General features: G+C 40.7%; 20 protein-coding genes and 2 riboswitches. Of the genes, 2 read left to right on the top strand and 18 right to left on the bottom strand.

The annotated features are described in order from the left end of the window. Positions 1-41: 41 nt before the first annotated feature. The 11 genes from lpdA to M3183_RS17135 form a co-directional block, all read right to left on the bottom strand. Complete coding sequence (gene lpdA, locus M3183_RS17185) at positions 42-1,442, bottom strand: dihydrolipoyl dehydrogenase (RefSeq protein WP_251471714.1); 1,401 nt, start codon at positions 1,440-1,442, stop codon at positions 42-44. A gap of 83 nt (positions 1,443-1,525) precedes the next feature. Then, positions 1,526-1,825, bottom strand: coding sequence for an iron-sulfur cluster biosynthesis family protein (locus tag M3183_RS17180; RefSeq protein ID WP_251471713.1), 300 nt, complete (start codon positions 1,823-1,825; stop codon positions 1,526-1,528). A 101-nt stretch (positions 1,826-1,926) separates the two neighbouring features. After that, complete coding sequence (locus tag M3183_RS17175) at positions 1,927-2,127, bottom strand: hypothetical protein (protein ID WP_251471712.1); 201 nt, start codon at positions 2,125-2,127, stop codon at positions 1,927-1,929. A 1-nt stretch (position 2,128) separates the two neighbouring features. Then, positions 2,129-2,524: a glycine cleavage system protein GcvH gene (gene gcvH / locus M3183_RS17170; protein ID WP_251471711.1), complete on the bottom strand. Its 396-nt coding sequence runs from the start codon at positions 2,522-2,524 to the stop codon at positions 2,129-2,131. Between the two features lie 95 nt (positions 2,525-2,619). Then, positions 2,620-3,735, bottom strand: a complete 1,116-nt coding sequence (gene gcvT, locus M3183_RS17165) for a glycine cleavage system aminomethyltransferase GcvT (protein WP_251471710.1) — start codon at positions 3,733-3,735, stop codon at positions 2,620-2,622. Positions 3,736-3,748: 13 nt separating this feature from the next. Then, positions 3,749-4,630: an L-serine ammonia-lyase, iron-sulfur-dependent, subunit alpha gene (gene sdaAA / locus M3183_RS17160; protein WP_251471729.1), complete on the bottom strand. Its 882-nt coding sequence runs from the start codon at positions 4,628-4,630 to the stop codon at positions 3,749-3,751. Then, a complete protein-coding gene (locus M3183_RS17155; RefSeq protein WP_251471709.1) occupies positions 4,630-5,142 on the bottom strand; it encodes a serine dehydratase beta chain in 513 nt (170 codons plus the stop codon). Before M3183_RS17155 ends, sdaAA begins: the two co-directional genes overlap by 1 nt. A gap of 15 nt (positions 5,143-5,157) precedes the next feature. Continuing rightward, positions 5,158-6,408 carry a serine hydroxymethyltransferase gene (gene glyA, locus M3183_RS17150; RefSeq protein ID WP_251471708.1) on the bottom strand — a complete coding sequence of 417 codons (1,251 nt, stop codon included), beginning with the start codon at positions 6,406-6,408 and terminating at the stop codon, positions 5,158-5,160. A 248-nt stretch (positions 6,409-6,656) separates the two neighbouring features. Next, a riboswitch (glycine riboswitch) is annotated at positions 6,657-6,763 on the bottom strand. 121 nt (positions 6,764-6,884) lie between these two features. Then, on the bottom strand, positions 6,885-8,255 hold the full coding sequence (locus M3183_RS17145) for an amino acid permease (protein WP_251471728.1): 1,371 nt from the start codon (positions 8,253-8,255) through the stop codon (positions 6,885-6,887). A 356-nt stretch (positions 8,256-8,611) separates the two neighbouring features. Beyond that, positions 8,612-8,713: riboswitch (glycine riboswitch) on the bottom strand. A gap of 282 nt (positions 8,714-8,995) precedes the next feature. After that, the gene (locus M3183_RS17140; protein WP_251471707.1) at positions 8,996-9,985 is read right to left on the bottom strand and encodes an NADPH:quinone reductase; all 990 of its coding nucleotides are present in this window, start codon (positions 9,983-9,985) and stop codon (positions 8,996-8,998) included. 209 nt (positions 9,986-10,194) lie between these two features. After that, entirely contained in the window at positions 10,195-10,992 is a 798-nt protein-coding gene (locus M3183_RS17135; protein WP_251471706.1) for an HAD family hydrolase, read from the bottom strand. A gap of 245 nt (positions 10,993-11,237) precedes the next feature. Between M3183_RS17135 and M3183_RS17130 the strand changes: the two genes are divergently transcribed. After that, positions 11,238-11,684 (top strand): GNAT family N-acetyltransferase, encoded by a 447-nt coding sequence (locus tag M3183_RS17130; RefSeq protein WP_251471705.1) that lies wholly within the window; start codon positions 11,238-11,240, stop codon positions 11,682-11,684. 120 nt (positions 11,685-11,804) lie between these two features. On the opposite strand, the gene M3183_RS17125 is transcribed toward M3183_RS17130, so the two are convergent. Then, entirely contained in the window at positions 11,805-12,107 is a 303-nt protein-coding gene (locus M3183_RS17125) for a hypothetical protein (protein WP_251471704.1), read from the bottom strand. A gap of 229 nt (positions 12,108-12,336) precedes the next feature. Further along, positions 12,337-12,804 (bottom strand): DUF3291 domain-containing protein, encoded by a 468-nt coding sequence (locus M3183_RS17120; protein WP_251471703.1) that lies wholly within the window; start codon positions 12,802-12,804, stop codon positions 12,337-12,339. Between the two features lie 208 nt (positions 12,805-13,012). Between M3183_RS17120 and M3183_RS17115 the strand changes: the two genes are divergently transcribed. Continuing rightward, positions 13,013-13,399 (top strand): ACT domain-containing protein, encoded by a 387-nt coding sequence (locus M3183_RS17115; protein WP_251471702.1) that lies wholly within the window; start codon positions 13,013-13,015, stop codon positions 13,397-13,399. Between the two features lie 421 nt (positions 13,400-13,820). On the opposite strand, the gene M3183_RS17110 is transcribed toward M3183_RS17115, so the two are convergent. The 5 genes from M3183_RS17110 to M3183_RS17090 all read right to left on the bottom strand — a co-directional run bounded on the left by M3183_RS17110 (position 13,821) and on the right by M3183_RS17090 (position 19,167). Continuing rightward, on the bottom strand, positions 13,821-14,681 hold the full coding sequence (locus M3183_RS17110) for a Cof-type HAD-IIB family hydrolase (protein WP_251471701.1): 861 nt from the start codon (positions 14,679-14,681) through the stop codon (positions 13,821-13,823). 414 nt (positions 14,682-15,095) lie between these two features. Beyond that, complete coding sequence (locus M3183_RS17105) at positions 15,096-15,590, bottom strand: PTS sugar transporter subunit IIA (protein WP_251471700.1); 495 nt, start codon at positions 15,588-15,590, stop codon at positions 15,096-15,098. Positions 15,591-15,839: 249 nt separating this feature from the next. Then, positions 15,840-16,850, bottom strand: coding sequence for a MupG family TIM beta-alpha barrel fold protein (locus tag M3183_RS17100; protein WP_251471699.1), 1,011 nt, complete (start codon positions 16,848-16,850; stop codon positions 15,840-15,842). Continuing rightward, positions 16,847-18,208, bottom strand: coding sequence for a PTS transporter subunit EIIC (locus M3183_RS17095; protein WP_251471698.1), 1,362 nt, complete (start codon positions 18,206-18,208; stop codon positions 16,847-16,849). The genes M3183_RS17100 and M3183_RS17095 overlap by 4 nt, the downstream gene beginning before the upstream one ends. A 104-nt stretch (positions 18,209-18,312) precedes the next feature. Then, entirely contained in the window at positions 18,313-19,167 is an 855-nt protein-coding gene (locus M3183_RS17090; RefSeq protein WP_251471697.1) for a MurR/RpiR family transcriptional regulator, read from the bottom strand. Positions 19,168-19,261 lie beyond the last annotated feature (94 nt).

The following is a 19,261-nucleotide window of genomic DNA, read 5'->3' as shown; positions in this document are numbered from 1 at the left end:
TAGTATGTAATCTTGAATTGAAAAACGTCCATTCCCAATAGTTAGGCATGGATTGCCTTGCTATCTGCAGCTAAGGCTGCTTCGGCAATCGCTTCCGTTAAAGTGGGGTGTGGGTGAATGGTTTGGGCAATATCCATTGCAGTTGCATTTAATACCCTTGCAAGTCCAGCCTCTGTAATCATATCTGTTACATGAGGACCTACCATATGGGCGCCCAATAGCTTATTCGTTCCTTCTTCAACCACAAGTTTGACAAATCCGTCTGATTCACCAAAAACGAGGGCTTTACCAATTGCCCGAAATGAGAATTTCCCTATTTTAATTTGAAATCCTTTTTCTATTGCTTCATCTTCTGTGAGCCCTACACTAGCAGCTTCGGGATGACAGTATACACATTTAGGAACCAGCGTTGGGTCAAGTACTTTAGGATTTTCTCCGGCGATGTGTTCAACAGCAATGATACCTTCATGTGAGGCAACATGAGCAAGCTGCAGCCCGCCAATTACATCACCAATTGCATAGATGTTCGGTTCTTTTGTTTGATAGAATTCATTTGTTTTAATAAAAATCCCATTCATTTCAACAGTCGTTTTTTCGAGCCCAATCCCTTCAGTATTTGGCAATCGTCCTACCGATACCAAAAGTTTATCTGCGAAAAATGACGTTTCTTTCCCTTTATGCTCTGCCCTGATCGAAACACCGTCACCTTTTTCAAGTGTTTGAGGCAGCACCTTAGCACCTGTTACGATTTTCACGCCTTTTTTCTTTAGTAAACGCTGAACTTCTTTTGAAACATCTTTATCTTCTGTTGGTAAAATCCGTTCAGCATATTCAATCACTGTCACCTGTATACCGAAGTCCACGAGCATTGATGCCCACTCAATGCCAATCACTCCGCCGCCAACAATGATGATTGAATTTGGAAGTTTCTCCATTTCCAATGCTTCGTCTGATGTCATGACATACCTTTCATCTACCTCCAAGCCCTGAAATGTTCTAGGCCTGGAACCTGTTGCAATTATAATATTCCGCGGGCTGACAATGACTTCTCCTTCATCATTGTTCATTTCAACTAAAACATCTTTTGACTCTAAAATACTGCCTTTTCCATCATAAACATCAATTTTTCCTTTTTGGATTAAATATTGGATCCCTTTATACAGGCGGTCTTTAATTTCTTCTTTACGGGCTTGCACTTTTGAAAAATCAAGTCCAACCTCCGGGGCAATTACCCCATACTGAGCAGCATTTTTAGTTTGAGCATATAATTCTGCACTTCTTAATAAGGTCTTGGTTGGGATGCATCCGGCATGCAGACATGTTCCACCGATTTTTCCTTTTTCAACAACCGCCGTTTTTAACCCTAATTGAGAAGCGCGAATAGCAGCAACGTAACCTCCTGGTCCGCCGCCAATAATAACAATGTCATATTCTTTTGTCATCTTCGTGTCCCCTTTCACAACCACATTATCTATATAGAAAAACTTGGATTTTTTTAAAAATCGTTTCATAACCAGTTTCCCAATTAATCAATTTCAATTGCACATGAACTGGAGAAGAAGCTGTCTCCAACTAGAAAACCTTCTTCTTGATAATCAATTTCTGTATCTTCATCTAAATAACGTTTTGTAAATCGGTCCAGCCAAATTTGAATCCCATCGATTTCAACACATAAATCATTTCGCCGCGGCTCATCAAATACGATCATAAATTTTATGGACATCCCGCATCCTCCTGCTGCCTCAGCATCAATCCTGGGAATTCCATCCTTATAAACAGCCAATTCTTTCAGCTTGTTTATGGCTGTCTCTGTCATTTTTAACATGAAAGGACCTCACTTCATATTTATCTGATTATACATTCGCTTTTGGAGCACGAACTTGTTCATCATACGTACCTGCACCAAGAAAGGTGGGATAATGATCATCATTTTTTTACTGCAAGCTGATTCATTTTTTTCAAAAAAAGTGCTTCAGGAACTGCCTTCGGTATATTGAGATCTTCTTTAAGGTGTAAATCAACCGGAATATCTTCAAACAACTCATCAATAGAAGAAAGATTTAAAAAGGAAAGCATTTCCTCTTGGTCTTGTTCCGTATCAGGAAGATATCTGTAAGCTGAAGGCATTTTATTCCTCCCCTTCTTTAATAAATGCAAGGTACTCATCCTCATTTAAAAGAGTTTCCAGCTCTTCCGGACTTGACATTTCTACTTCTGCTAACCAGCCTTTGCTAAATGGATATTCGTTAATGGCCTCGGGAGCATCTTCTAACTCCTCATTAACACGAACAACCGTACCTGATACAGGAGCATAAATTTCAGAAACTGCTTTGACCGATTCAATGGTTCCCATGGATTCATCCGCCGTTACCTCATCATCCACTTGAGGATTTTCAACAAATACGATATCTCCTAACTGTTTTTGTGCATAATCAGAAATGCCAATTCGCACACGATTTCCGTCTAATTGTAAAACCCACTCATGTTCCTTGCTATATAGTAAACTTGCTGTTGCTTGTGTCATTACTTTTTCTTCCTTTCAACTGTAAATTTGTTATTTAATTTTCGCCAGGCTGCCGTCTGTGGCTGGTATTTTAAGAATACAATTTTGTAACTCTATTACACTCTTTTATAGAATGGTGTTTTCACGACAACGGCATCAATGAGCTTGTTACGGATTTCTACTTTTAGCGGCGTCCCCGCTTCAGCATGTTCAACGGAAATAAGTGCTAGACCAATACTTTTCTTTAAAGACGGCGACTGTGTTCCTGATGTCACAACCCCAATTTCCTCTCCGGTTTCTGAAACAACCTTATAACCATGGCGCGGGATTCCACGTCCAGTGACTTCAATCCCTGCTAATTTACGTTTTAATCCAGTCTCTTTTTGAGCTATGAGTGCGGCCTTCCCGACAAAATCGCTTTCTTTTTTCAGTTTTACTGCAAATCCGATTCCGGCTTCTAGCGGGCTGATATCACTTGACAGTTCTTGACCATAGAGTGCAAGACGCGCTTCTAAACGAAGAGTATCACGTGCTCCAAGCCCACATGGTTTTAGGCCTTTTTCTCTTCCTGCTTCTAAAAGCTTTTCCCAAAGCACCGGGGCTTGAGCTGCGGCAAAATACAGCTCGAAACCATCTTCACCGGTATAACCCGTACGAGATACGAGTACATCCTTTAGCCCGTCTATAGCGATATGCTGCGCAAATTTAAATGAGCCAATTTCTGAAAGATCAATTTCAGTTAATTTTTGTAAGATACCTTCAGCCTTTGGCCCTTGAATAGCCAGCTGAGCAATTTCATTCGAAATGTTTTGAAGCGTCATCTCTTCCACATTTGCTTGCTTTAGCATCCAGTCGAAATCTTTTTCAATGTTTGCAGCATTGATAACGAGCAAAAACTTTTCATTTTCTAATTTGTACACAAGTAAATCATCGACTGTTCCGCCGTCTGGATAACACATTGCGGTATACTGTGCTTGATTGATACTGAGTTTGGTCACATCGTTTGTGACAAGGCGGTTGATGTAACGCTCTGCATCTTTCCCTTCAACAAGCACTTCACCCATATGTGAGACATCAAACAGTCCTGCTTTTGTCCGGACTGTTTCATGTTCCTCTAATATGCTCGAAAACTGTACCGGGAGTGCCCAGCCTCCAAAGTCAATGACCTTCGCTCCATATTTTCCATAAGTATCAAAAAGTGCTGTTTGCTTTAATGCGGTATTTACCCCCATCGATAATTCCCCCCTATGATTTCCTGCAAAATAGCCGTTCTTTCACCTGTTTCCCTGTTTCTGTCATTGCCAGCCCTCCAAGTGATGTTTCACGGAGTGTCCGAGGCATCTCTTTACCAACCCGATACATTGCTTCAATTACTTCATCACAAGGTATACGGCTTTCAATTCCAGCAAGGGCCATGTCCGCTGCAGAAAATGCGATGGATGTTCCAATCACATTTCGCTTAATGCAAGGCACTTCAACAAGACCTGCTACCGGATCACAAACTAAACCTAATAGCGACTTTATCGCAATCGCAGTCGCAGTTACCGCCTGCTGTGGGGTGCCTCCTTTTAACTCAACGATTGTTCCAGCAGCCATAGCAGTTGCCGATCCGACTTCGGCCTGGCACCCTCCTGCTGCCCCCGAAATAAAGGAACGGTTAGCAATGATGAGCCCGAGCATACTTGCTGTAAACAGTCCCATCACTAATTCTTTAAAAGGAGTTCCGTCATTTTTATGAAGCGAGAATAAGACACCAGGTAAAATGCCGGCTGCTCCGGCAGTTGGCGTTGCAACAATGACTCCCATGCGGGCATTACCTTCTGAAGTTGCTAATGAATAGGACATGGCATGACTAATATAATTTCCTGAAAGAGCCTTACCTTGATTCATATAATCAACCATTTTCACGGCATCACCGCCGGAAATGCCGCTTGGGGAAGCCGAAGCGTCCTTGCTCCCGCTGTCAACAGCTTCCTTCATTTTTATCAATCGCTCTTCCATCATGGCAATAATGGTTTCTTCATCTCTTCCTGACTTCTCTGTTTCCATCAGCAGCATCATTTCGCCAATGTTTTTTTGTTTTCTTTCACAGACATCAATCAACTCTCTCATGGATTGAATTTCCATCATATTGCCTCCATCAGTCTTTTTCTTCTAGGATGATTTTGACGGGTAAGAGCTGTAAAATTGTCACCAGCACTTAAACGAATATCGACCATCTCACTGTTAATCATAAAGATTTTGGAAAGTCCGCCGCCGAGTGATACCCCTCCTGCTTTCATAACTTCATCGCCAGACTTCGCCGTTACGATGACGATATTGGGGTGATCGTAATACTCACAACCTTCTGCAAAGCCAAACTGGTACCGCAAACCATACTCCTTGGCACACTCTAATGAGGATTTGATACGCGGATCATCAGTACTCATCCCAAGTAACCCGCCAATGAGGGCTTTATCTGTCCCATGCCCCTGATAGGTTTCAGCAAAAGAATCATAAAAGACAATATTGGCTTCTTGCGGACATCTTCCCAATAATTCATAAATAAATTTACCAATCGATACGACACCCGCTGTATGCGAACTGGAAGGTCCCACCATAATCGGGCCAATAATGTCAAAACAGCTCTGATATTCCATTTGTGTACCCCTTTCTTACACTGTGACTGCCTGTTGAAACAGCGGGTAGGCCTCACAAATTGTTTTAGTGGTTTCCCTGGCTTTCTCCAGCACTAATTTGTCCCCTTTACTTTTCAGAACAGCTGCGATGACTTTTCCGATTTTCACCATTTCCTCCTGTTTCATGCCGCGCGTTGTCAACGCTGCTGTTCCCATCCGGATACCACTTGTAACAAATGGTTTTTCAGGGTCATATGGAATCGTATTTTTATTTACAGTAATTCCTGCTTCTTCTAACAATTTCTCTGCTTCTTTTCCGGTTAAATTCCACGGACGTAAATCTAAAAGAACGATATGATTATCTGTTCCGCCCGAAACAAGGGCTGCACCTTCGTTTTTTAATGTTTCGCCAAGTGTTACTGCATTTTCAATGACTTGTTTGGCATATTCCTTAAAACTTGGCTGTAAGGCCTCGTTGAAAGCGACCGCCTTGGCTGCGATAATGTGCATGAGCGGGCCGCCTTGAATCCCTGGGAACACCGATCTATTAATGGCTTTCATGATTTCTTCATCATTTGTTAAAATAATACCGCCGCGCGGTCCTCTTAAGGTTTTATGCGTGGTACTAGTTACAACATCTGCATATGGAACCGGTGATGGATGAAGACCGGCAGCAACAAGCCCCGCAATATGTGCCATATCCACCATTAATTTAGCACCAACCTGATCGGCGATTTGTCTGAAACGCGCGAAATCAATCACCCTGGGGTAAGCACTTGCCCCGGCAATAATCAATTTCGGTTTTTCCTTTTTCGCCATGTCTTCCAGTTCATCATAGTCAATCAAATGTGTATCCTTTTTCACACCATAAGATACAATGTCAAACCATTTCCCAGAAACGCTTACAGGGCTTCCGTGTGTTAAATGCCCTCCTTGAGAAAGGTTCATCCCCATCACTTTATCGCCAGGCTGAAGCAGTGCGAAAAACACAGCAAAATTTGCCTGCGCACCCGAATGCGGCTGAACATTTGCATATTTAGCACCAAACAACTTAGTCAGACGGTCAATGGCTGTTGTCTCAGCTATATCGACAAACTCACATCCACCATAATAGCGCTTCCCTGGATAACCCTCAGCATATTTATTTGTCAACGCACTCCCCATTGCTTCCAGCACATCTTGACTCACGAAGTTTTCTGATGCAATCAACTCTAATGTTTGAAGCTGGCGATTTTGCTCTTTCTTAATTGCTTCAAAAATCGTTAAATCATTTTGTTGTAGTCCCATTCCTGTTCCTCCTTGAAATGTTTTTCAAACTACCCAATCATGTAAAGCCATAGAAGCAATGATTCTTCATCACCCTAGCCCTTCTTTTCGAAGAAGACTATGCAGGTCACTGTTTTTTTGCACGCAAAAAAGGACAGCAGAAGGGCAGCTTAAAAAGCTTACTTTTTCCCTTCTCTGTCCTTTTACCTGAGAGTTTAGTCCTTTTAGAACCTTCCCCTTTGGTGGCGTATTCGCGCTCTCCAGAGTTGCGTCCAGTTGTGGTTCCATCTACCTGAGAGATTAATTCCAAGGGTTTTTTTGGAACTTGCTCCTTCGGTGGCGTGTAAACTAAATTGCACTCTCCCACAACCGTCATCCGCTCTATTTTTTTGTTATTTTCAGAATAATGGTAAAGACACCTTGCGTCAAGCATTTTTTAAGATTTTTTGAAACCGGTAACAGGCAAAAATGAAAAAGGCTGTATTTTAAACATTCACTTAATTTTCTGCAATTTCTTCCTGAATAACTTGATCCTCTTGTTTGTCCTTCGTATTCCGTGTTTTATAAATGGCAATTAGCATAATAAACCAAACAGGGGTTACAAATAAGGAAACACGTGTGTCTTCTGCTAGTGCAAGTACCACCAGAACAAATGCTAGGAAAGCAAGGATCAAATAATTAGAAAATGGATAAAGCGGCATTTTAAACTTATTAGCTTTTGCAAGATCAGGTCTCTCTTTACGATACTTTAAATGACTAATAACCGTAATCCCCCAAATATAAATGAAACATACTGTAGAAATACTTGTTATCAATGTAAAAACGCCTTCTGGCATAATATAGTTTAAAATGACAGAAACGAGGATAACGGCAGTCGAAAAGAACAATGCGTTAGATGGTACTTTATGTGATGTAAGTTTCCCAAATCGTGCCGGTGCATTTTTATCCTTTGCCAGTCCAAATACCATCCGGCTGGTGCTGAAGATACCACTGTTACATGCAGAAGCAGCAGAAGTCAGGACGACAAAATTTACGATACCCGCTGCCGCAGTAATACCGACTGCAGAAAATACTTGGACGAATGGACTCTTTTCCGGGTTAATGGCGTTCCATGGATAAATGCTCATAATGACAAGAAGCGCACCAAGGTAGAAAATAAACACCCTAATCGGAATATTGTTAATTGCTTTTGGGATTACCCTCTCCGGATCTTCTGTTTCACCTGCTGTAAGCCCCACAAGCTCAATACCAACAAAGGCAAATACGACCATCTGGAAGGAAAGAACAAATCCATTTATTCCATTTGGGAACATGCCGCCATGTTTCCAAAGATTCGTGAAACTGGAAGGTCCAGAGCTAGTAGAAAAGCCTTTAAAAATCATGAAAATACCAACTACAATCAATCCGATGATGGCGATGACCTTAATTAAGGCAAACCAAAATTCCATTTCTCCAAAAAGTTTTACGGTCGTAAGGTTCATAATCAACAGGATAACCAAAGCTATTAATCCCGGCATCCACTGTGGTACACTTGGAAACCAAAACTGAAAATAGAGACCGACTGCAGTTAGATCAGCCATTGCAATCGAAATCCAGCAAAACCAGTAGGTCCAGCCAGTAATAAATGCAGCCATATCCCCTAAATAGTCTCTAACAAAATCAACAAATGAATGATAGTTTAAATTGGTTAAGAGCAGTTCGCCAAGTGCACGCATAATTAAAAAGCAAATGGCCCCTGTAATCATATAGGCAAATAAAATTGAAGGTCCTGCCAAATGAATTGATTTTCCTGCACCAAGAAATAATCCAGTTCCAATCGCACCGCCAATAGCAATAAGCTGCACGTGCCTGTTTTTCAGGCCTCTCATCAATTTCTCTTCCTGCAAATGGTTCCCCTCTTTTCCCAAATTTTTTGCTTAATTCTTGAACTAGACCATATAAACTCAGCAATTTTTACATCGTTTCTTTACTAATTTGCGCTCCTCCTTTTTGAAAATGCGCTAATACACAATCAGAGATAAAAGCTATTAACATCTCAAAAATAGAAATCTCTTTTTTTATGACTTAATGGTGTGCTGGATTACAGGTATTTGTTTTCAAACAAAAAAAGGACAGAAGAAGGCAATTGTTTCTACCCTCTCTGTCCTTTTACCTGAAAGTTTATCCCACGAAAAAATGGATCCCCTTTGGTGGCATATAAAGAAATATGCGCTCTCCAGAGTTACGTCATGTACTGGTTCTTTTTACCTGAGAGATTTATTCCAAGGGTTTTATGGAATTTGCTCCTTCGGCGGTGACATCTGTCACTCTCTCCCAATACAATCAACCGTACAATATTTGATTGTTTTTATGTAGAGATATTTAATAACTTTGTAAAACATATACAATAATCTCAAGTTAATAATGAAAGCGCATTCATAATATTATATTCTCACAAGCTCACTTTTTTGTCAATTAAATTGTAAAAAATATTTAGAATTTTCTCCTTGTGGAATTATAAATGAAGATTCTACAAAAAAAGCACCCGAAGAAAAATTCAAAAGAATTAAACTCAGAATGCTTGTTAACATATGTTTATTTAAAATTATCTATCTTAGCCGCAATTTTCTTAGTCTTCGTCAGCAATCTTTAATACCATTTTACCCTTAGCTTTACTGTTTAAAATCTGAATCTGTGCTTGGGCTGCTTCTTCCAGCGGCAGTATGGTTCCAACGAATGGCTGCAAACCTCCATTTTTCAGGGCAGCTTCAATGGCAGTTAAACTTTCATTAAATTCATCCATTGGGGCATTCCATACAGCCATGCCGAGAATATCTGCTTCTTTTGCCATTGTCAGACGGGGATTGAAATCCAATGATCCGCGGTTGCCGATGACTACTATGCGGCCGTACTTATTAAGCATTTTTAAATCTTCTTCAAGATTTACATTTGCCAGCATCTCAATAACCACATCAACGCCTCCGCCATCTGTTATGGCAGAAATCTGTTCCAAATAGCCTGTTTGATTGTGATTAAGTACAGCATCTGCACCAAATTTCTTTACCAATTCCATGCTCTCTTCTGTCCCGGCAGTTCCGATGACCTGTGCCCCTGCATATTTAGCCAGCTGAACAGCTAAAATTCCTACACCGCCGGAAGCTCCATGGACTAATACGGTTTCTCCTGGTTTTAAATGAGCACGGTGAAAAAGTGCCCGGTAGGCAGCCGTAACCGGAACACCCAGTGCAGCTCCTTGCTCGAAGCTTATGGATTCTGGTAATTTATGTACAGCTTCGGCATCACAAACCACTTTTTCTGCATATGTTCCAGTTTTTCTTTTGGCTAAATTGGAAGCGACGAATACACGATCACCCATTTTAAGCCTCGTGACACCCGGTCCAACCTTATCTACCACACCTGCGCCGTCAAATCCAGGGACATATGGAAATTCTGGAGTGAAGAATGCGTAACCGCCTGCACGGATATAAGTTTCAGCAGGATTTACCCCAGCATAATAAAGCTTAACCCGCACCTCATTTTCTGCTGGTACAGGCTCTTCTATTTCTGCCAGCTTTAATACTTCCGGTCCTCCAAAGGACGACATTTGAATAGCTTTCATTGGACTTCCCCCTTTTAAAATTTTATTCACTTCATCTTTATCATAAAACAGTTCTGCAGGTTAATAAAGTGCCAGGCACTCCCCAGTATGACCCCTGGAGACTGGAGCAATCGATAGGCATTTTGGGGAGATAAGTAAACAAAAAGAGAGCCCCAAGAGTAATAATTTCGGGGCTCCCTCCATTTTTATTCAGGCTTTTATGACCATCATTAAATCACCTTTGATTCATATGATTTATAAAGATAGCGCTCAATAAACTCGGCTAATCCATCATTTTCGTGGTGTCCTGTAACAAAATCAGCTGCGGCTTTGACCTTTTCACCAGCGTTCTCCATTGCCACACCAGTACCGATATGTCGAAGCATCTCGATATCATTGGGTCCGTCTCCAATAGCTGCCGCTTCATTTGGGCTGATTCGATATGCGCGAAGTAAGTTTTTTATAGCAGACCATTTGGAGACATTAGGGGCAATAAGTTCAAACCCGTTATTCCAATTGATGATTTCTGCTTCCTTTTCAAACAGAGCGGAAAATTCTGGACTCGGTACACCTGTTAGAACACAATATTTAAGAACATCTTGATAATTTGCCTGTCTTAAATCCCCAATATACCGCGGCGGCATTTGCCCAACTTTTGTCCAATAATCGATTTCTTCATTTGTTTTCTTACAATAGATTCCATTTGCAGTATGAATAATAACATTACAAGGATTTTCAGCAGTCAGATGGTGGAAGCGTTCTTCGTTCAATCGCACGGGTTTCATTTGTATAGTTCTTCCTGTCTCTGCGTCGTGAATAGAGGCACCATTCAAACAAATCATTGGGGTTTTTAATCCAAGTTCTTTATGGTAAGGAACCGTTACTTCGTAGTGCCGGCCAGTGGCCAGAAATACTTTAACACCCTGATTCATGAGTTTATAAATGGCTTCCATGTTTCGGCGGGAAATAGTGTTTGAGGCTTTCAGGAGTGTACCATCCATATCAATAAATACTGCACGCACATTCATTTTTACTGCCCCCTCATTTGTTGGTAAAGCAATCATATCATCTGAATGTTAAAGCCTTGTAAATTCAATGTGCAAATTAAATAAATTTTATTAGATGAACAAATAAAAAATGACTTCATTGATAAGACGGGATAACTGTTGCGTCAGTCTTTTAAGCTGGCACAGCAGAGCACTTTTTCACATTTCGAGTCCGTTTTTGGTATAAACTTAGGTTAGTAACTATTTTTACAAAGGCGGGGGAATTGATGGAAATCGTTCAAGCTGCAATGGAAGATGTAGATGGTGTTTCAAGTTTATTTAATTTGTATCGGATGTTCTACCAACAAGAATCAGATTTAGAAGGTGCCAGAACTTATATAAAACAACGGATGGAAAATAAAGATTCCGTCATTTTTGCAGTGAAAGACAGCCAAAATTATGTTGGTTTTACTCAGCTTTATCCTGCATTTTCCTCTATATCTATGAAAAGAGCTTGGATATTGAATGATTTATATGTAGTGACAGAAGCCAGAAAACAGGGTATAGGAGAAATGCTCTTAAACAAAGCAAAAGAATATGCGATTGAAACAGGTGCTAAAAGTCTTAGTCTAAGTACAGCCTTAGATAATGATTCTGCTCAAAGATTATATGAAAAACTGGGATATAAAAGAGACTCGCAGTTTTATCATTATGAATTAGTTTTAACTGAATAGCCCTTGAAATTGCTTCTCCGGGGAGCCGGCTGCCGGTTGCAGCCGGTTTTTCTCACTAAACCACAAATTCCATAACAGGAACAAGGTCACAAATGATGCCCCACATGTTACAGGGGACGGCTAATCATACCTTACCTGCTCTTCCCCCTCAATAATTAACTCAAGTTCATTATAAAAATTGAGTTCCAGCGGTGCTGGCAGCTGTTCCATTATTTCTTTAATTTCCGTAAGAGTTTCTGCCTCTTCGATTGTCGTCGGCGGCTGCTCTAAATGCTGATACCAAACTTTTAATTCATCAATAAACTCATAAAAATGCCTTTCAAACCGTTCGGCACATTCCTCGCTATCCTCTTCTGAAGCTGTCTTCATTATTTCCCAATCTCGAAGGGCCGTTTTCAGTTTTTCTTTCACATGATTGATCACATAATCACTTCCTCTTTTATTTAATGTTTGTTTTATTCATTTTAAACAAAACATTACTTAATTTAATAGGGATATGCAATCCTTTATTAGAAGGAATGTCCTTATACGCTTTTTTAACCATCCTGTTCAGCAAAAAAAGCATACATAAAAAAAAGACCGTCAATCCTACATGGTTAACCCCTTCTTAATAACAAAGGATAATATAATCATGAATCAAGAGAACCCACCGTTACTTAACCAAGCACTTCTCCCCTTTTTCGTCAAACGGGTGCTTAAAATCAAATGCAAAAGGAGTAGTCCCATTCTTACTATAATAGTTGTATCTCTTGAAAGCCTCCTCCCAAGATATATCCTGGAGTTTCTCTGTCCACCATAGTACATATGAAAGGTGTTTCTCTTGATAAGGCTCCATCCATTTGCTTCTATCTCTCAATGCTTCCCTATGCTTTCCCGAATAAGTAAAACGATATAAAGATTGAAGGCTTTTCCAAACCGTTAGTGTAAGAACAGGGAACCCCTCACCCTTTTTTGCTTCTTCAGGAATAGGGATTCCTTCAGGTGAAAAGGCCTCTATAAGCTGCCCAGACTTCATTGCCTGACGAAATACTTCATTTCCTACATCAAAAAATTCACGAGAAGCTGGGTGATCATAGGGGTGATTCAGCCTGCCAACAGTATAGATTGAAACTAATGCCATAAATGACCCTCCACTTTCGGTTTTTACTATTTATATTCAAATCAGCTGGGATTTCATAACTAATTCTTAATCAAGTAAAAATCCATATTATTTGAATATATTTAGATAATAGTTTTGGCATAGTACTATTCTTCAATTTTTATAGTTAAATCCAATAGGTTCCAAAGAAAAAATGTTACAATAATTCTAAAAAAGGAGCGAAGATAAAATGAAATTAAAAATTTTAGATCCCATTTTTTCGATTGTGAAAATTCCCCCAACAGAGGCGATACCTTCTTGGGCAGCCTCAAGTGATGTCTTTTCGATCACCCGAACAAGCGAAGAACTTTCTATTGTATGCCCAGCGGAATGCTTACCGGCTGATGAAGAATTTAAAGAAGTAGAAGGTGGTTGGAAGTGTATAAAAGTAGAGGGTGTTTTAGATTTTGGATTAACCGGCATATTAGCCTCTTTAGCTAATCCTCTAGCGGAAAATCAGATAAGTATTTTTGCCCTTTCTACTTATAATACCGATTACTTGCTTGTTAAAAATCATTCGATTGAAAAAGCAAAGTTCGTGTTAGAAAAGGAAGGACATTCTTTTAATAATATTTAATGGTATAACCTGATGGAGTCAATTTTAAGGTGATACTTAAAATAAGCAAAAATCACCTCCAAAAGTGGACATACAAAAGTCCCCTAAACTACGAATAAAAACTTCTTTATAGTTGAACCCAAATACAAAAAAGGGTACAGAAAATCCCTAAGTTATATTTCCTAATCCCACAACTTAGGGATTCACTTTAAATAATGGGTTTTTTTCAAACCAATTTTAGTTCAAAATTTTTAGACACTCTTTTCTCCAAGGGGGCATTTTGATTTCCAGTTCCTTACAGAATACAGCCTGGATACTCTTTTCTTCATAAGCTGTCATCCGTTTATATGCATATCCAAGCTGGTTCTCAGCTTAAAACCTGCCTGCCAATGTATTTCATTTATTTTTATACCCTTCCATTCTTCTTTGTCATATTTTGATTTTATGGCAATAAAAGACGGCGGATTGCAGCGGCTGCGCCTGCTTCGTTATTCGTGGTTGTTACCTGATCTGCAATGTGCCTAACTTCTTCCGGTGCGTTCCCCATCGCAATTCCCATCCCGGCATGGGCAAGCATCTGGAAATCGTTATAGTTATCACCAATAGCAGCAACCTGTTGCATGGATAGCCCCAATTTTTCCGTTACTTTTACTAGGGCAGCGGCTTTTGATGTATCTTTCGTGGAAATTTCTAAGTTAAAATAATTGAAACTGCTGCTAACCTCCATATTTCCTACCTGTTCCATTATTTTTTCGGCAAAATCATGGAGCGGCTTTTCACTAAAGACAGCAATTTTTGTGATTTTCGGGTTATAGTTTTGAAAATAATGATCAAAATCATCAACAACCTTGATTTCGCATTGATTCCGGTAACTTCTGCAAAGCTCTATTTTCTCTTCTGACTTTTCAAAGATAGGAATATTGTTTTCAATCCAATGCTGATTCCATTTATTCTGTTCGGGGATCAACAGTGTATCCATTTCATAGAAATGGGCGTATATACCTTCCTCATAGCATAGTTTCCAAAACGACCTTAATGTGTTCTGTGGAATGGCTCTATGTTCTACTACTTTTCTATTTTCATCAAGGATTACGGCACCATTGTATGCGACAATCGGTTCACCTGCCAAACCAAGGGTCCTGGAAATCCAAATAGTTGAAAGCGGCGAGCGCCCGCTGCAAATGACCACTTTCCCGCCTTGACGGCGGTACTCCTGAATTGCTTCGATAGTTTCTGCACCGATCTGTTTCTGACTTGTTAATAATGTTCCGTCTAAATCTGTTGCTAATAGGGGATACTTCATTTTTCCCATCTCTCCTTATTTCAGATTTCTCCTCCATTCTAAAAGAAGGATTCTAGCGTAAAATAATCCGAAAATCCAGCCGCTGGATTTATAAAACTTTGTCTGCCGAAAATACTGGATTTTTCTACTCTATTTTTCTATTCAAACATGGTCTTCACTTATTGCATTTTTTTGAAATTTTTCTTACCGCAATCCTGAAGAACAGCTGCTTAAAGCTACCAATTTTTTACGCTAATACAGAAAAGAACCGGCTTATCCCGGTTCTTTTTTTCAATTGGACTTAACTCTCATGACCGTTTTTTCAGTGAAAAGCGCCTAGCTATCTCACTTCGCAATCAAGCAAACTATCTTTTCCATTTATTACGACGCACTTAGCTCTTTCCTTAGATACTTAAAGAAAACATCCGTTACAAATTAGGCAAGAACCAAATTTAGTAATTCTGATTCGGCTCTTTTCACTTCACCCTCGGAAACTGCGTCCATCTGCTTCACAATATCATAATTCGTAATCACAACAGGGATAATGGTGCTTACCGCTTTTTGCTTAATCAATTCAAGGGAAAAACTGGTGAGTTTGGTTCCTGCCGAAACTTTGTCCCCCTCTTGAACATACGTTTCAAATCCTTCTCCCTTCATATTGACCGTTTCAAGACCGATATGGATCAATATTTCCAAGCCCTGTTTGGATCGAATTCCGATGGCATGCTTCGAAGGGAATACAGAAATAATTTCTCCGTCAACCGGTGCAGCTACCACACCTTCTGCAGGTTCAATTGCAATCCCTTCACCTAACATTTTTTCAGCAAATGTAGGATCCGGCACTTGTTCGAGAGGGACGACTCTGCCAGTGACTGGAGCTATTATAGTCTCCTGTTTTTTAGACTGTGAACCAAATAATTTTTTAAACATCTAAGTAACCCCTTTACTTTACTGAGTTTTCCTGTTTCATAAGAGAAGGATACTGGTTGGAGGAACCGTATCCTTCTTGTTTCTATATTCTGTCCGTTCTTTGGATTTCTTGGACCTGCCTATATTTAAATTATTCGCTTTTTGCGTTTTTCTACTTGAAGCAGTCCTGTTACCCTCCCCAAAACCCTTCTCACAAGCTAGTTTAGTCTGTAAAAGGGTTTCCAGCATCCATTTTTTTCGATTTTATACTCAATTATGGACGTGGATGAATTTGATTTGATGACACGGTTTCAGATACGTAAGCAAGGGAAGATCTTCTTCTACTACTTTTCCGACAACATTGACCCTTGGGTCTGCAGGCAAGTCACGCAGTGTAATTTGTACCTCGCCACGGTACCTGCCATAGAGGTCATTATCCCTGGTAATTGTACCTTTGAACCGGGCATCTGTTTGTTCAGGTGGCACATGTGCTGAACTCCGGGTATTCATAAGACGAAGTACATCCCTAGAAAGATCAGGGCGAAGCTGAAACTCACCTTCTTGAAATCCCTCAATCCGGATCACGGCACAATTTTGGCTATATTCCATCAGCCGTTCAAGGAGAGCTTCGCTAAAACCCGGATCACCTATATAAACATCCTTAACTCCTGCGTGAAATATTTCAACCGCTGCGAGAAATGGATTAGCAGCCCGGTGTTTTTCTAAAGTTGGCAGTCCGCTGAACAGCGGACCACGTTTTTCAGTATTTCCTGGAATATAGGCGCTGACAGGAATTCCATACTTGTTAAAAAGGTCTGTCTGACTTTGAAAGAAAGCTTCCGAAAGACCGGTGTCTGGTCTCGGGTAAAAATTATGCCAGGCTATCAGCTGTCCGGGTTTCAAGCCGGCAGCAAAAAGCCTTTGAAGTTCATCCTCGAATAGGACGCTGGCGTTCAAGGCAATCTTAAATTGTTTTGCCAAGCTGATAATTTGATCCTCATCAAAACCATCATCTAATCGAAGACCCATAACACCTAATTTTTTTAGATAAAATAAGTTTTCAATTCCTAAATGGTCGGGAGTTCTTCTCGAGACATCGGCATAGACCTCGATACCGGCTTCCTTCGCTGCCTGCAGCAGAAGTTTGGCACGTTCCGCCAAATCTCCTGACTCCTCTGGAATGTGAAGCGAGGTAAACGCCCGCTTCACACCTTTTTTTCCGGCAAGTGCAATTCTTTCCTTGGCTAATGGATCATTTAAATAAAAGGAAATCCCGATCAATCAAACTCACCGGCCATATCATCTTTGAAGCCAAACAGATAAGTAAACGCGAAACCGGCAGCATAAGCAATTAACACCCCTAATAAATACGGAAGCACTCCACCAGCCTTAACTAAGAATGCCAGCGGTAAACCAGAAACGCCTATTGCCAGTGTGGCAACATGAAATGCCGCTTGGAAGGCCCCGCCGACGCCGGCTCCAAGGCAGGCTGTCAAGAATGGACGCCCTAATGGAAGGGTAACGCCAAAGATAAGCGGTTCTCCAATACCGAGGATACCGGATGGCAGCCCGCCGCCGATAGCTCTTTTTAAACCTTTTTTCTTCGTTTTGAAGTATATTGCAAACGCTGCGCCGACTTGTCCTGCACCGCCCATTGCCAGTATTGGCAGCAGCGGATCATCACCAAGCCGATTAATTAACTCAAGGTGAACCGGTGTTAATCCCTGATGCAGCCCGGTAACAACGAGAGGCAGGAACGTTGCTCCAAGAACAAATCCTGAAACGATACCACCTGCGTTAAGCAAAGCAGTTAAGCCTTGGGTAATAATATCCGAAATGAAACCTCCGATTGGCATGAAAACAAGATAAGTGACAATACCGGTAACCAATAATGCAACCGTTGGCGTTACAATAATATCAAGTGACTGCGGCACGTATTTGCGAACACGTTTTTCAACCATGGCAATAAAGATGGCCGCAAATAATGTCCCAATCAATCCCCCGCGCCCCGGTACTAAAGCGTTTCCAAACAACTCAATGGTGGAAACAGCTGGATTCAAGATCAAGATTCCGGCAAGTGCCCCTAGTGCCGGGGAACCGCCGAATTCTTTGGCCGCATTGATTCCGACGATAATACCAAGATAGCCGAACAACCCTCCGCCGATGACCGTTAAAATTACAGCCAGCTGTGAATCAGCTGCCAGCCAGCCTGCTTGAATGACGGCTTTTGAAATACCAGTAATCAATCCTGATGCCACAAGGGCCGGTATCAATGGAATAAAAATACTAGAAATTTTACGTAAAAACAGTTTAAATGGTGTGGCATTCTTTTTATTAATCTCAGCTTTGGTTTCTGCCGCTTTCTCTTTTAAATTAAGACCGCCGGAAGCATCCACTAATTGCCCGAACTCATCGGTTACCTTGTTCACTTTTCCAGGACCAATAATAATCTGCAGTGTATCCGCTTCCACCAATCCCATGACTCCGTCAATTTTCTTAATTCCCGCCTTATCAACAATGGACTCGTCTTTAGGTTTAATCCGAAGCCTTGTCATACAATGGTAGTAATTGTCAACATTATCCGGCCCACCTAATTTTTCAAGAATCTTTTCAGCTAAAACTTTATTTTCTCCAGCCATTACATTTCCCCTCTTTTCTGTTGTTACGTTTGTAAAAGCTATTTATAATAAAAACCTGAGACAGAGAAATAACTCTAAAGAAACAGGATTGATTTTTCCGCCGGTTATTTCCCTTCTTTTAAAAATTGAATAGCCTCTCTAGTTTTATCAATATGACTGACCGTTTCTTTATATTTCACAGTAGCCATTGCTAAAAATAAAATGTCAATCATATAAAGCTGTGCCAAACGAGATGCGGTGGCTGCACTCCGGAACGGTGCCTCCGCTGAATCCGATGTAAACAGATTAATATCGGCCAAAGATGAAACCGTTGACTGCCCATATTTCGTCAAACTAATGGTTTTCACACCGTACTCTTTGGCAAGTGACATGACTTTAATGACTTCCGGTGTTTCTCCAGAATGGGAAATACAAAAAACAACATCATTCTGATCAGCATTTGCAATCAAAGTTGCGACAAGGTGGGCATCTGTAAATGCTGTTGCACCTTTATGAATTCTGATTAATTTTTGTTGAGCATCCATAGCGGTAATATTGGAAGCACCGATGCCAAAGAAATGGACATTTTGTGCATCCAGCAGAGCATCAACCGCCCGTTTCAGCTCATTGTAATTAATAAGTTCTTCAGAATCACGCAAACTTTGTATACTATTGCTCGTCGTCTTATTGACGATGGAAAAAAAGGTCTCATCCGGTTCGATATCACGATAGCCTTGTTCGGTTGGTTTCACCATGTCGCCGGCAATTCGTACCTTCAAATCCTGAAATCCGTTTAATCCCAATGATTTACATAGCCGGATTACCGCCGCCCCGCTGGTACCTGCCTGGAGCCCAATATCATTGGCGGTACGGTTTAATACACTTTGAGGATGATTAAGGATGTACTCCGCAATTTTTCGTTCGGATGCGGGGAGATCCGCTATCATGCTTTGAATCATTTTTAAACCGCCTGCTGCCATATCAACACCAACTTTTTCATTTCATTTTTTTCTTATTTTTCGATGATTATCAGCAGTTTCCTGACATTCTGCATATTTTTCGACCATTGGAAGG

Source organism: Neobacillus mesonae (genome assembly GCF_023715155.1).
Lineage (GTDB): Bacteria > Bacillota > Bacilli > Bacillales > Cytobacillaceae > Neobacillus > Neobacillus mesonae_A.
Note: the sequence above shows the minus strand (reverse complement) of the source record. Positions and strands in the feature narration are given on the sequence as shown.

Bases quoted from the DNA above. Each gene is read 5' to 3' on its own strand.
- lpdA (WP_251471714.1), bottom strand. From the start codon at position 1,442: ATGACAAAAGAATATGACATTGTTATTATTGGCGGCGGACCAGGAGGT.
- M3183_RS17180 (WP_251471713.1), bottom strand. From the start codon at position 1,825: ATGTTAAAAATGACAGAGACAGCCATAAACAAGCTGAAAGAATTGGCT.
- M3183_RS17175 (WP_251471712.1), bottom strand. From the start codon at position 2,127: ATGCCTTCAGCTTACAGATATCTTCCTGATACGGAACAAGACCAAGAG.
- gcvH (WP_251471711.1), bottom strand. From the start codon at position 2,524: ATGACACAAGCAACAGCAAGTTTACTATATAGCAAGGAACATGAGTGG.
- gcvT (WP_251471710.1), bottom strand. From the start codon at position 3,735: ATGGGGGTAAATACCGCATTAAAGCAAACAGCACTTTTTGATACTTAT.
- sdaAA (WP_251471729.1), bottom strand. From the start codon at position 4,630: ATGGAAATTCAATCCATGAGAGAGTTGATTGATGTCTGTGAAAGAAAA.
- M3183_RS17155 (WP_251471709.1), bottom strand. From the start codon at position 5,142: ATGGAATATCAGAGCTGTTTTGACATTATTGGCCCGATTATGGTGGGA.
- glyA (WP_251471708.1), bottom strand. From the start codon at position 6,408: ATGGGACTACAACAAAATGATTTAACGATTTTTGAAGCAATTAAGAAA.
- M3183_RS17145 (WP_251471728.1), bottom strand. From the start codon at position 8,255: ATGAGAGGCCTGAAAAACAGGCACGTGCAGCTTATTGCTATTGGCGGT.
- M3183_RS17140 (WP_251471707.1), bottom strand. From the start codon at position 9,985: ATGAAAGCTATTCAAATGTCGTCCTTTGGAGGACCGGAAGTATTAAAG.
- M3183_RS17135 (WP_251471706.1), bottom strand. From the start codon at position 10,992: ATGAATGTGCGTGCAGTATTTATTGATATGGATGGTACACTCCTGAAA.
- M3183_RS17130 (WP_251471705.1), top strand. From the start codon at position 11,238: ATGGAAATCGTTCAAGCTGCAATGGAAGATGTAGATGGTGTTTCAAGT.
- M3183_RS17120 (WP_251471703.1), bottom strand. From the start codon at position 12,804: ATGGCATTAGTTTCAATCTATACTGTTGGCAGGCTGAATCACCCCTAT.
- M3183_RS17115 (WP_251471702.1), top strand. From the start codon at position 13,013: ATGAAATTAAAAATTTTAGATCCCATTTTTTCGATTGTGAAAATTCCC.
- M3183_RS17110 (WP_251471701.1), bottom strand. From the start codon at position 14,681: ATGAAGTATCCCCTATTAGCAACAGATTTAGACGGAACATTATTAACA.
- M3183_RS17105 (WP_251471700.1), bottom strand. From the start codon at position 15,590: ATGTTTAAAAAATTATTTGGTTCACAGTCTAAAAAACAGGAGACTATA.
- M3183_RS17095 (WP_251471698.1), bottom strand. From the start codon at position 18,208: ATGGCTGGAGAAAATAAAGTTTTAGCTGAAAAGATTCTTGAAAAATTA.
- M3183_RS17090 (WP_251471697.1), bottom strand. From the start codon at position 19,167: ATGGCAGCAGGCGGTTTAAAAATGATTCAAAGCATGATAGCGGATCTC.